This window comes from Nisaea acidiphila (genome assembly GCF_024662015.1).
GTDB classification, from domain to species: Bacteria; Pseudomonadota; Alphaproteobacteria; order Thalassobaculales; family Thalassobaculaceae; genus Nisaea; species Nisaea acidiphila.
The window spans coordinates 3,561,803-3,574,695 of sequence record NZ_CP102480.1 but is presented as its reverse complement, the minus strand read 5'-3'; the positions used below and the strand labels follow the sequence as shown (position 1 = coordinate 3,574,695).

Sequence of the window (12,893 nt, the reverse complement as noted above, 5' to 3'; positions counted from 1 at the left end):
AACTTACTGTTGCCGGTCGAGAATGTATTGCGGACCGTATCAACTAAAACCTGATTGAATTCAAGCTTATCTCACCGGTTACTTTTAGCCGGGGAGCAATTAAGCCCAAGCAAGGCCTTTGGCGCGCGCAAAAGATTTAAGGTTTGCCTTCAGTTCACTCTTAGGTCCGCATATTTCAGCTGAGAGCGCTAGCTGGAGGCGCACCAATTGGCCCACATCGCGCGGCACGCATTTTCGAAATCTCGTGCGAAAGCGGGACCATCCATGAGCGGCGAGCGTTCCATCTCCTGCCGCAGGTTACGGCGCTGAAGCGCCAAACGTTCTATGTTGGAAGCGAGATCGCACGCGATGCGTACATAATCTTCCTCGGTTTCCGCGATCCATTCCGGATGCCCAAGCTGTGTCAGCATCGAGCTGCCGAGCGTTCCGATCGCAGGGTTCCCGCGTAATGTGACGGCCGGCAACCCCATATAGACGCACTCATAGAACGTGACGCCAGCATTGTGCGGGAAGCAGTCCAGCAAAATGTCGATCTGTGCGTGGGCATCGGCAGCTTTCGGGCAAAATCCGATGTTCAGTCTCTCACGTGCGACTCCGAAAGCCGCAAATCGGCTCTCAAACTCTTCAGCAACCGCCGGGTCCCGGCAGGATTGACTGAAAACTGCGATCCGCGTGTCCGGCATTTGCTTGAGGATTGTCGACCACAAGCGAATAACGTTCTCATTGATTCGTATGGAACGGGAAACAATGCCGAAGGTGACATAACCGTTTGCCAAAGCAGGCGCCGCGGCGACTTCGGTGTCCGTGTCCAACGGCTCGTAGGGAAATACCAGTCGGGGCAGGTTCCAGACGTTTTCGGAGAACCACTCACCCGACCCCTCGGGCGTGAAGACCGGATCACCAAGGAAGTAATCGATCGCACTGAGACCGGTGGTTACACCGTGATCGAGCCAGTGCATGGAAACCGGAGCGGGCTTCTCCGCAAAGACCGCCAGTCTGTTACCCTTCGTATGACCGGCAAGATCGACAAGGATATCTATCTCATCGGTACGGATGCGCTCGGCCAGATCGTGGTCACCGATCCCGAAAGTGGGCACCCAATGGTCCGAGAGGGCTTGCATCTGCTCGGTGAATTTGTCGCCGCGCACTGAATAGAAAGCATAATTGTAGATCTCAAATCGGTCGTGATCGTGATGCCGGAGCAAAGGCAGAAAAAAGCTCGTGCTTGAATGGCGCTGATATGAGGCCCCGACGTAACCGAGTTTGATTCTCTTGTCCTGGTCCCGCCGGTTTCGATGAGGTCGCCAGTGACGCCGCAACGGACCTCCGATCTCCTCGTCGAAGCGTCGATAGGCGGCCATAAAGCGCTCTGAATCCAGTTCCGGAATGTAATGCAGAAAAAACAAAAGCATCTTGTGAAGATCGGGGTTTCCCGGCTGCCGCTCCACCGCCCGCGTCGACAAGTCGAACGCCTCGTCGAAATGCGTCGCGTCGGCGAGATGCAGGCCGAGATATCCGAGAACGAGAGCTTCGTCCGGGCCAATGATCCGTGCCCGCCGCAAAGGGAGCTCCGCGTCTTGAATCTTATGATTTTCCTTTAGCGCCAGCGCGAGGTTCAAATATTGCGGAACCTCATCGGGCGCAGCGATGATCGCGCATCGGAGAAGGGGCTCGGCCCTGCTGTCACCCCTTGCCTGCCAAACCAGACCTAGAGCGCCCAGGAGCATCGGAGAAAGCGGATCGATGGCGAGGCCGCCACGCGCCAATTTCATCGCGCCATCAAGATCCAGCGTGTCTTTCTGGACAGTGATCGCGTTGACCAGCAAACCCGTTTGGCTCGGCTCAAGGCACAGGGATTTGCGGTAAAGCGACCTGGCCAGAAACAGCTCGCCGAGTTTCTGCGCTACCGTGCCAAGGTTTCCCCAAGCCTGCACATGCAAGGGCGCCTGGCCGACTACCTCCAGAAACGCGCGCCGCGCCTGGTCGAAGGACAGCCCGGCAAGATAGGATGTTCCGAGATTGTAGCGGGCAGCCGTGTAGCCCGGCCGTATCGCCAGCGCCCTGCGGAACCATTCGGATTCACCCCCCGAACCCTCCATAGCGGTTCCCAAATTGTAGCAATTCTCCGCGTCGCCGGGTTCCAAGAGAATTGCCTTGCGGAATGGCGCTTTCGCGTCCGCGCCGGCACCTGCGGTCTGCAGCGTGGTCCCAAGATTGCGATACGCAGCACCAAACAGAGGATTGACCGAAAGCGCCTCACGATAGCAGCCAAGGGCCTCTTCCCCTCGTTCGAGCCGCGTTAGAGCATTGCCTAGATTGTTGTGGCCTTCGGCCAAATTCGGCGTGGCTTTCAAACCGGTCCGGTATGCCTCTACGGCCTCCAGGGTGCGCCCCAATTCGTCAAGGACGACACCGAGATTGCACCAAGCTTGGCCGAGCCCCGGCGCATGTCCTACTGCGGCACGGAAACTCTTCTCTGCAGCCTCCAGAGATCCGGAGGCCTTCCGCAAGGTACCGAGATTGTAATGCGCCTGCGCATAATCGGGCTGCAGGCGGATCGCTTCCCGAAAACAATGTTCCGCATCCTGATCGCGCCCAAGCGCTTGATAAGCATTGCCGAGATTGTAGTGCGCCTCTGCGTTGTCGGGCCGGCCTTTCAATGCTTGCTCGATCAGCTCTGCCGCGACGTCCGGCCGACCGACCTGAAGAGCGACGACCCCGAGAAGATAGAGCGCTGTCGGCTGCCCCGGGCTCTTAGCCAGTATCTGGCGGTAAAGACCTTCCGCCTCGGCGAGATTGCCAGCTCCATGCGCACTCACCGCACGTTGCAGGAGTACCTGAAGATTGGAAGATTGATCGGACATGAACGCTCTGACCCAAAAGGCGTTTTAAGGACGCCAATGGTTGTCATCATACCGCCTGTGATCCGGTTTTAAAGGATCTCCGGAAAATCCCAGCAGGCTCAGAGGAAGCGGAAGTGAAAGACCTCCTTCACCGCCGATAGCCCAAGTGTCGGCAAAGCCGCGATCGTGACGACTTCCAGCAAGTGCCTGAGGCTCAACGGTTCCGTTCCGAGCACGAAATTGCCAGGCGGCGTATAGATCGCAAGAAGCGACATACCGGCAGAGAAGGCGACTGCACCGAGCAGCGCCCGGTTGCCGAGCGGGTTCTTTCGGAAGATCGTCGTCGACGCGCGAGCATCGAAGACGTGCCAGAGCTGGGCGAAAATCAGCGTCGCAAAGGCGGCTGTCTGTGCGTACTCGATCGCAAGCCCCCCGTCCAATGCGCGCTGGAAGACCCAATAGGTCAGGAAGCCGAGCCCGAGCCCGCGCAGGATGATCCGTTGCCCCAATCCGCCGGTGAAGATGTTTTCCGCCCGGCTCCTGGGCTTGCGCTTCATGATATCCTCTTCCGCCGGTTCCATCCCGAGGGTAAGCGCCGGGACACCGTCCGAGATCAGGTTGACCCAGAGGATCATCAGAGGTGTCAGGGTCAGCAGCGGATCGGCCCCCATCAGCAGGAAGGCGAAGAGGATCGCCGACACCTCGGCGACGTTCGCTGTCAGAGCCTGACGGATGAATTTCAGCAGATTGTCATAGATGCGCCGGCCTTCGCGGACCGCCGTCACGATGGTCGAGAAATTATCGTCGAGCAGCACCAACGCCGCGCTGTCCTTGGCGACCGAGGTTCCGGTGATCCCCATCGCCACACCGATATCCGCGCTCCTGAGAGCCGGCGCGTCGTTCACCCCGTCGCCGGTCATCGCCGCAACCTCGCCGTTGACCTGCATCGCGTTGACGATCCTGAGCTTGTGCTCCGGCGTCACCCGCGCGAAGACGGCGGCATGCCTCACGGTTTCGGTTAACTGTTCCTCGGTCAGCTCGTCGAGCTCGGCTCCGGTATGAACCGTCTGCTCCTCCGAACGGCGGATCCCGATCTGCTCCGCGATCGCCTTTGCGGTCACGGCATGGTCGCCGGTGATCATAACGACGCGGACGCCCGCGCTCTGAGCCTCGGCGATGGCATCCGGCACTTCCGGGCGCGGCGGATCCATAATCCCGTGGATACCCACCAGGATCACGTCCTTCTCGATATCCTCCAGATGTTCGAGATCGTCGCCGGCCGGCTCCTTCTCCAGCCTGCGATAAGCGACTGCCAGCGTGCGGAGCGCATCCCCGCCGAAGCCCTCGACGACCTTCTAGATCTCGGCCCGCCGCTCGTCGGTGAGTTCCAGTTCCTCGCCACTCAGGCGGATACCGGTGGCGCGTTTCAGGATCACGTCGGGCGCGCCTTTCGCCCCGAGGACGATCTCGCCCGAGGGCAACCGGGCCAGAACGCTCATCATCTTGCGGGTAGAATCGAACGGGAAAGACCGCAGATGCTCGATCTTCTGCTCTTCCTTCAGCTGTTTGCGCGAGATCCCGCCCTTTGCGGCAGCGACGACGAGCGCTCCTTCCGTCGGATTGCCCTGAACGGACGGGCGCCCATCCTTCTCGCTCAACCGGGCCTCGTTACAATATGCGGAGACCATGAGCATGATCCGGAGGTCGTCCTCCGCCGCCATATCGGCTGCCACGCCTTCCGCATTCAGCAATTGACCGTTCGGATCGAAACCGTCGCCGGAAAGGCTCCAGGCCTTGCCGCCCGCCCAGAGCCGCATCACCTGCATCTGGTTCTGCGTAAGAGTGCCCGTCTTGTCGGAGCATATGACAGACGTCGTCCCCAGCGTCTCGACCGAGCTGAGTTGCCGCACTAGCGCGTTCTGCCGCGCCATCGCCTGGGAACCAAGAGTAAGTACGATGGTGACGATGGTCGGCATTCCTTCCGGGATCGCGGCAACCGAAAGCGAGATCGCCGTGTTCAGCATCTCGAACGCATCCATGCCGTTCGCGATCCCGATGCCCACGACGATGGCGACAACGATCAGGGCGGCCCCGATCAGGATCTTGGAAAGACTCTCGATGCGTTCCTGCAACGGCGTCTTCGGCTGTTCCGCCGAGGCCATTAATCCGGCGATATGGCCAACCTCGGTATCCATTCCGGTGCCGGTGACGAGCCCGACCCCTGCTCCGTTGCTGACCAACGTGCTCGAATAGCCCATGTTGAAACGTTCCGCGAGGACCGCCTGCTCGTCGCCGGAAATGACCTGATCGTGCTTGTTGACCGGCTCGGACTCGCCGGTCAGGGCCGCCTCGTCGATCTGCAGGCGATTGGCCTCGATCAGCCGGACGTCGGCCGCCAGGATGTCGCCCGCCTTGATCCGGAGAACATCGCCGGGTACCAGGTCGCGCGCCGGCACCTCCTTCCAGTCGCCGTCCCGGCGCACATTCGCCATGGGCGCTGCCATCTCGCTCAGCGCGGCCAGCGATTTCTCGGCCTTGTATTCCTGAAGGAAGCTGATCGTCGCATTCAGCACCACGATGACGGCGATCGCGATTGCGTCGACGAGGTGACCGGTGAAGCCGGAGATCACCGCACCGATCAGGAGAATGATCAGCAGCGGATTGAGAAGTTGCTTCGCGAACATGACGAGCGGAGAATCTTTCTCCGCTTCTTTCAACTTGTTCGGGCCGTAAGCGGACAGACGCTTCGCCGCTTCCTCGCTCGAAAGCCCCACGCCGATCGTCACGGCAAGATTGTCGGCGATCGCATCGGCGTCACGAGTATAGAAGGCCTCGGGCGGCAAGCCGCGCACCTCGCCCGGAGATAGCGGTCCCGTATTGAAGACTACGCCGGTTTCTGAATCAGCTTCGGCGGCTTGCAGCATCTCACCCTCCGGGTCGATGTGACGTCAACGTTGGATGGAATTTCCCTCACCGGAATGGAGCCACAAAGTCTCCTGCGTGACAATGCCACCGGGAAAATTGAGGTTTGATCAAGCGGCTGCGCCGCCATCACGCAGAGACGGCTCAACCGTTCACGAACGGCGCATTGTCTTCCAAAGCGTCGGTAAGCCGCGCCTCGGACGGCGCCCGTCCGAATATCCTCCGGTAGGCGGTCGCGAAATTAGCGGCCGAACTGTACCCGGCGAGAAAGGCCGCCTGCTGTATCGGCATGCCGTCCTCGACCAGCGCCCTGTGCGCAATTTCCAGCCGTGCCCGGCGCAGATGATCCACCACGGTGACGCCGAAGGCGTCTTTGAAAACCCGCTGCATCGTACTGACGCTCATGCCCGTCGCCGCGGCTATTGAGTTCAGACTTAGCTCTCCGCTCAGATTTTCAGCGATGTAGTCGCGCAGGAGGAGCGCCCTATCGTTCCCAGGTTGACCATTTGCCGGTCGTTCGATGCTTTCGAATGCGTCGCGCAAAATCCTCAAGGCAAGCATTTCGAGCGACAACCGGTTGAGCGAGCCTTCGCTCCCGAGACAGTCGAGCAGTTTGCGGGCACCGAGAACGGTATCGAACGCCGGCCGCCAGCTTCGGATGGCAAGATGGGTCGAGGAGAATTGACTCAACATCCTGTTCGGCGCCTCGCCATGCGCGAGGAAATCCTCGATCCAGGCCGCGCTGACGGAAATGTTGATTTTCTGGATCCGCTGTCCGCGGCGGATTGTCCGCTTCAGCCGCGCGGGACGGGCGACCGACCAGATCAGACCGCCGGCCTCCGCTCCCTTCGGAACGGACAGATTGAGCGGCACGCCGTCGATCGCCGCCGAGGTCGCACCATCCAGTACCACCGAAACCGACATATGCGGCTCAAGCGCAAGCTCCGTCGCCGTGTTGCTCTGCTCCACCGCGTCCGTGGCATGGATATGCAGGCCGGACCGGAAATCCGCGATGAAGAACTCTCCGCGCAACACCACCGGCGCTTCCTCGCCGGTGCTGCCGAGCATCCGGTAGAAACTCGCATCGGCTCTCACCTGCCGCGACAAGTCCTGAAAACTGAGATCCATGCTCGCCATGGCGACGGCGGGCCCTCCGGAAACGGGAAGCCTCTGACCTGAAATCAAACGGGTTTGACGATCGGTCAAACGATCCATCATTTGCGAATGATTGTCAATTTCAGATACCGAAAGACTGAAGAGTGTGTGACTTTTGGGGATGGGGACACATCGATGACCGATGCGAATGAGATGAACCGGTACGGCCGGAAGATGCTGCGGGCGTTTCTGCTCGGCACTGTCTGCGTCGGCGCGCTCGCTCAGGCAGGCCCTGCGCGCGCGCAGAGTTCCGGCGAGGCGGTCACGCTGGACCGCATCGTCGTCGAAGGCGACGAGGAGGTCGTGACCGAGGATACCGGCTCCTACGCGAGCAGCCGCTCCACCGTCGGCTACAAGCAGCCAACGGACATCCGTGAGATCCCGCAGACGGTGAACGTGTTGACCCGCCAGCGCCTCGACGACGCGAACGCGACGACACTGGAAGAGGCCGGCTATCTGCTGCCGAACGTCACGACGGCAACCGGTAACGGCTTCGACGGATCGCTCTACTCCCGGGGCCACGAGGTCTTCACCTACAATGTCGACGGCGCCCCGCGCTCCTTCCTTAGCCTCTACGGCACCGCGCCCGATCTCGTGTTCTTCGACCGCGTCGAGGTATTGTCCGGTCCGTCCGGCGTCTTCCAGGGGTCCGGCGAGCCGGTCGGCACCATCAATCTGGTACGTAAGCGGCCGAACGGAGAGAACGGCGGCAGCGCGACAGGGCATCTCGGCACCTACGACAATTACCGCGGCGAGGCGGACCTTCAGGTTGCCGGCGGCGACCGGAAACAGGTCCGCGGGCGCCTGATCGGCTACGGTTTCACCAAGCAGAGCTATCTGGACATCGCGCAGCAGGACAAGGGCGGCGGATACGGCACGGTTGAGTACGACGTCACCGAGGATCTGACAGTTTCCTTCGGCGGCATTCACGAGAGCGAGGACACGGTCTCGATGAGCGGACAGCCGACCTTCTCGGACGGCTCCTTCCTCAATGTCGGTACGGAGACCTTCTTCGGAGCACCCTGGAACCAGCGCGAGATCAACACAGCGGAAGGCTTCGCCGACGCCGAATACACTTTCGACAACGGCGGCGTCCTGAAGCTGAACAGCCGGATCTACGACCGCGACACCAACATCAAGAACGCCCTCGCTTCGACCTCTGTCGATGCCTCGACCGGCGATTTCACGATGTTTGTCTTCGCGCGGCGGTTCGACGAGAAGACGTCCTATCTCGACCTCAACTACGCCCAGCCCTTCACCTTTTTCGAACGGCGCAGCGAGTTCGCAATCGGGACGGACTACCGGCGCACCGAGCAGGACATGAAGCAGAATTTCGACTTCTCGCTCGGCACCCAGAACATCAACACCTTCAATCCCTACGATCTGGTCGAGCCGGAGATCACCTATCCCGGCGTCGGGCCGGGTTTCCGGCTCAATACCGAGACAGAAACCGACGAGTTCGGCGGCTACGGCTATGCCCGCCTGCAAGTCTATGACGGGCTCAACCTGACTCTCGGCGGCCGCTATGCGGTCTATGACAGCGAGACCGAGGATACCGGCCGCTCGACGGTGACCAGCATCGACGAGAACCGTTTCGTGCCGATGGTTGGCCTCAGCTACGACATCGTGCCGGAAGCGACCGTCTATACGAGCTATTCCGAGATCTTCCAGCCGCAGAGCGAACAGAAGGCCGACGGCTCCCAGCTCGATCCGATCGAAGGCCGGCAGGTCGAAATCGGCACCAAGGTATCCCTCTTCGACGGTTTCCTGCAGGGACAGGCCGCGGTCTATTGGCTGCAGGACGAGAACCGGGCGGCCGACGATCCGGACAATGTCGGGTCTTTCGTGGAGTCACAAGAGGAAGACACGGTCGGGTTCGAGATCTCCCTTGCCGGCAGCCCCTATCCGGGCGTCGAGATCAGCGCCGGCTACAGCTATGTGGACACGGACCTCGACACCGACCCGACCCCGGAACATAGCGGCGTGATCTGGGGCCGCTACACCTTCCTCGAGGGTCCGCTGCAGGACCTCTATGTCGGCGCCGGTGTCCAGGCAGTCGGCGATTTCGAGGCGATCTCCAATGGCGTGAAGATCGATGCGCCCGGTTACGCTGTCGTCAACGCCGCAGCTGGTTACCCGATCAACGAGAATTTCGAGATTGGCCTCTTCGTCGAGAACCTGCTGGACAACGAATATGTCGAGCGGGTGAACAACACGACCGCGCGCGGTGTTTTCTACGGCGATCCGCTGACCGCGACCTTCCGCCTGACCGGACGTTTCTGAGGATGACTTGATGCAAAGAAAGATCTCGGCCCTCAGCGGGCTTCTGGGTCTCGCCGCAGCTCTCCTGACCGGGGGAGCTGTCGGCGTTTCGGCCATGGAGATCACCGATCTCAAGGGCCGGACGGTAACGCTGGAAAATCCGGCGGAACGGGTACTGCTCGGAGAGGGACGCTTCCTGATCGCGCTCGGGCTTCTGACCGAGGATCCGGTGGCCCGCACCGCCGGCATGCTCGGCGAATTCCAGCGCTTCGACCCTGACGGCTATGCGCGGTTCTCCGCCGCCTTCCCAGCGCTGAAGGACATCCCGACCTACGGCCAGACCACGACCGAGAGCGTGAGCCTGGAGACGGCGCTCTCGCTGCAACCGGATGCCGCCTTTTTCGGTCTGAGCGGGCACGGGCCGAACGAGCGCTCGCAAGTGGTGATCGACGCGCTGACGGAAGCCGGCATTCCGGTGCTCTTCATCGATTTCCGCGACAACCCGCTGGAACATACCGCCAGGAGCATGGAGATCATCGGCCAGGTCCTTGGCCTGGAAGCCGAGGCAAAGGAATATAATGCGTTCTACCGGACGGAGATCGCGCGCGTGACCGGCCCGTTGAAAGGTTTCGCGGGCCCAAAACCGTCCGTCTTCCTGGACGTGCGGGCGGGCCTCGGCTCCGGCTGCTGCTTCACCATCGCGCGCGGCATGCTCTCCACGCTGATCGACGCGGCCGGGGGACGGAACATAGCCGCGGACGTCGTCCCCGGTGCGGCCGGGCCGCTTAATCTCGAATATGTCATCGAGAGCAATCCCGACCTTTATATCGGAACCGCCGTCGGCTCTCTGAAGAGAGGCGCGACGCCGGGCGGCCCCATTGTCCTCGGAGCGGGCGTCGACGAAGAGACCGCCACGAAGACCCTTGCAGGCGTCACCGTTCGGCCCGGTATTTCCTCGCTTCCGGCGGTCGAAGCGAAGCGCGCCTACGGGATTTGGCACCATTTCTACAACTCGCCGCTCAATGTCTATGCCCTCCAGGTCTTCGCCAAGTGGCTGCACCCGGAGCTGTTCGCCGAGCTCGATCCTGAAGCCACAAAAGCGGCGCTACTCGGCCGGCTGAAACCCGCGGACATGGACGGTGTCTACGCGGTCAGCCTCAGTGAGTGAGACAGCCGTGAGATGACCCTTTCAAGTTTGCGTGACATGCCTTCTTCAGACAGCAGGAGCTTCGCGTTCCGCGTCCGGCAACTCCGGACCCGCCGCATCCTGCTGCTGGCGGGTCTCCTGCTCCTGACCTGCGGTTCTTTCGCCGCCGATCTGCTGACCGGCCCGTCATCGCTCGACGCGGGCACCGCGCTCGCGGGCCTGTTCGAACCGGAGGGTTTGTCGATATCCGAGCGCATCATTCTGTTCGATATCCGCCTCCCCGTCGCGCTTATGGCGATCGTCGTCGGCGGCTCGCTTGGCATCGCAGGCGCCGAAACCCAGACGGCCCTAAACAACCCGCTCGCCAGTCCCTATACCCTCGGCATTTCCTGGGCGGCGATCCTCGGCGCGACGCTCGCCATCGTCTTCGACCTGGAACTGCCGGGCATCGGCCTTGCAGTCACGTTACCCCTGCTCGCCTTCATATTCGCGGCGCTGGCGGGCCTGCTGATCCTGGCGCTGGCACACACGTTCGGCTCGAACACGGAAACCATCATTCTCTTCGGTATCGCCCTGCTCTTCAGCTGCTCGGCGCTGATCTCCCTGCTGCAGTTCGTCGCCGACGCGGAGGACGTGCAGGAAAGCGTGCTCTGGAGCATCGGCTCGCTGACCCGTGCGACATGGGAGTCGGTCGGCGCCGTGACGGTATCTCTCGCCGTCGTCTTCGGGTTCGCGATCCGCGGCGTCTGGCAGATGACGGTGCTGCGCGGCGGAGAGGAACATGCGCGCAGCATCGGTCTCTCGATCCATCGCCTGCGGCTCGGCGCGCTGATGCGAGCGGCGCTGGCCTCGGCCATGGCGGTCGCCTTTGTCGGCGCGATCGGTTTCGTCGGCCTCGTCGCCCCGCATATCACGCGCATGCTGCTGGGCGAGGATCACCGCTTCTATCTGCCCGGCGCCGTTATCGTCGGTGCCGCCCTGCTGTCCCTCGCCTCGATCTGCTCCAAGCTGATCGTCTCCGGGATTGTCATTCCGGTCGGAATCGTGACGGCGCTGGTGGGGATCCCGGTCTTCGTGACGCTGATCGTCCTGCAGCGGAGGGGCAAATGAGCGGCGCGGTACTCCGGATAGAGAATCTCGGCTGCAGCTACGGAAAGGATACCGTCCTCGACGGCATCACCCTGCCGGTCATGCGGGGCGGCAGCATGGTAGCAGTCCTCGGCCCGAACGGAGCGGGCAAGTCCACCCTGCTGAAGACCATCGCCGGGCTCCTGCGCCATAGCGGATCGGTCAAGGTCGGGGATCGCGAGGTAACCGGCCTCGGCCAGGCAGAGAAACTTCGTACGATCGGCTACAGCCCGCAGACGGCGCCGCAGGCCAGCGCGCTGCTGGCCTATGAATATGCCTGGAGCGCCCTCCGTGCCGCGCTGCCTGAACTCGGCAACGCCGAGCAGGAGAGGCGGATCCAGACGGCCTTCGAACGGCTGGGCCTGACAGACCAGCTCTTCAAGCCGGTCGGCGCCCTCTCGGGCGGGCAGCGCCAGCGGCTCGGATTTTCCCAGGTGCTCGCACGGGAGCCCTTGCTCTACCTGCTCGACGAGCCGACCAGCGCGCTCGACCTTAAATGGGAGATCGAGGCGCTCGGCCTGATGCGCGACCGGGCGGATCGGGGCGGCGCCCTCTGTCTCGTCGCCCTCCACGACCTCAATCTCGCCATGCGGTTCTGCGACCGCTTCGTGCTTCTGAAGAATGGAAAGCTGCTCGCGGAGGGACCGGTCGTTGGCGGTCTGACCCCGGAGATGATCCGCGCGGCGTATGGCGTCGAGGCACGTATAGAAACCTGCTCACGCGGCCGTCCGATCATCCTCGCCGATGACGTAACGGATCAAGAAACCACCCCACGGAGAGACTGATGCACACATCCAGCGCAACGATCCCGACAGAGAAGGCCGGTCGTTATCTGGTCCAACTCTGCAAACATTTCGCCCACAAGATCCCGGCCAGCTGGGCGGAAGACAAAGGTCACGCCGATTTCGGCTTCGGAACCTGCGAGATGAAGGCGGAAGACGGCGTCCTCCATCTCCAATGTCGGTCGCCGGAGCTGGAGGGACTTGGCCGGGTGAAATATGTCGTCGAGGACCATGTGGTCCGGTTCGGCTGGAAGGAAGAGCTTAGCGTCGACTGGAAAGACAACGAAAAAGCGCCCGAGGCCTGAGCCCGGGCGCCTTGCCTGAATGCGCTGAGCGGCTGCCTGCCTAGAGCTTCTGCACCGTCTCGAAGCCTTCGAACTGCGGATGGCCCTGGTAGAGCGGCTTGTTGTTGCCGGCATTCGCATGAGCCTTGCGGAAATGCTCCGACTTGGTCCAGGCGACGAAGGCATCGTAGTCCTTCCAAAGGGTGTGCGACGCGTAGAGCGTGTGATCCTCGGCCTCCGGTCCCTTCAGGAGACGGAACTCGACGAAGCCCGGCACCTGATCGAGTTGGCTGTCGCGGGTCTTCCAGACGGTCTCGAAATCCGCTTCGGATCCCTTCGTGACCTTGAACCGGTTCATGGCGATATACAT

General features: G+C 61.8%; 8 protein-coding genes and 1 pseudogene. 5 read left to right on the top strand and 4 right to left on the bottom strand.

The window, feature by feature from the left end:
* Nucleotides 1-188: 188 nt before the first annotated feature.
* The 3 genes and pseudogenes from NUH88_RS16685 to NUH88_RS16670 form a co-directional block, all read right to left on the bottom strand.
* Entirely contained in the window at nucleotides 189-2,864 is a 2,676-nt protein-coding gene (locus tag NUH88_RS16685) for a tetratricopeptide repeat protein (RefSeq protein ID WP_257767529.1), read from the bottom strand.
* Between the two features lie 98 nt (nucleotides 2,865-2,962).
* Nucleotides 2,963-5,767 (bottom strand): annotated as a pseudogene (locus NUH88_RS22355) (cation-translocating P-type ATPase).
* Nucleotides 5,768-5,909: 142 nt separating this feature from the next.
* A complete protein-coding gene (locus NUH88_RS16670) occupies nucleotides 5,910-6,902 on the bottom strand; it encodes a helix-turn-helix domain-containing protein (protein WP_257767526.1) in 993 nt (330 codons plus the stop codon).
* A 153-nt stretch (nucleotides 6,903-7,055) separates the two neighbouring features.
* Between NUH88_RS16670 and NUH88_RS16665 the strand changes: the two genes are divergently transcribed.
* Genes NUH88_RS16665 through NUH88_RS16645 form a run of 5 tightly spaced genes read left to right on the top strand, consistent with a single transcriptional unit; the run spans nucleotide 7,056 to nucleotide 12,544 of the window.
* On the top strand, nucleotides 7,056-9,203 hold the full coding sequence (locus tag NUH88_RS16665; RefSeq protein WP_257767525.1) for a TonB-dependent siderophore receptor: 2,148 nt from the start codon (nucleotides 7,056-7,058) through the stop codon (nucleotides 9,201-9,203).
* Nucleotides 9,204-9,213: 10 nt separating this feature from the next.
* The gene (locus NUH88_RS16660; RefSeq protein WP_257767524.1) at nucleotides 9,214-10,350 is read left to right on the top strand and encodes an ABC transporter substrate-binding protein; all 1,137 of its coding nucleotides are present in this window, start codon (nucleotides 9,214-9,216) and stop codon (nucleotides 10,348-10,350) included.
* Nucleotides 10,351-10,386: 36 nt separating this feature from the next.
* Nucleotides 10,387-11,439: a FecCD family ABC transporter permease gene (locus NUH88_RS16655; protein ID WP_257767523.1), complete on the top strand. Its 1,053-nt coding sequence runs from the start codon at nucleotides 10,387-10,389 to the stop codon at nucleotides 11,437-11,439.
* Nucleotides 11,436-12,242, top strand: coding sequence for an ABC transporter ATP-binding protein (locus NUH88_RS16650; protein WP_257767522.1), 807 nt, complete (start codon nucleotides 11,436-11,438; stop codon nucleotides 12,240-12,242). The genes NUH88_RS16655 and NUH88_RS16650 overlap by 4 nt, the downstream gene beginning before the upstream one ends.
* A complete protein-coding gene (locus tag NUH88_RS16645) occupies nucleotides 12,242-12,544 on the top strand; it encodes a DUF2218 domain-containing protein (protein WP_257767521.1) in 303 nt (100 codons plus the stop codon). The genes NUH88_RS16650 and NUH88_RS16645 overlap by 1 nt, the downstream gene beginning before the upstream one ends.
* Nucleotides 12,545-12,584: 40 nt before the next feature.
* On the opposite strand, the gene hmuQ is transcribed toward NUH88_RS16645, so the two are convergent.
* The gene (gene hmuQ, locus NUH88_RS16640) at nucleotides 12,585-12,893 is read right to left on the bottom strand and encodes a heme-degrading protein HmuQ (RefSeq protein WP_257767520.1); all 309 of its coding nucleotides are present in this window, start codon (nucleotides 12,891-12,893) and stop codon (nucleotides 12,585-12,587) included.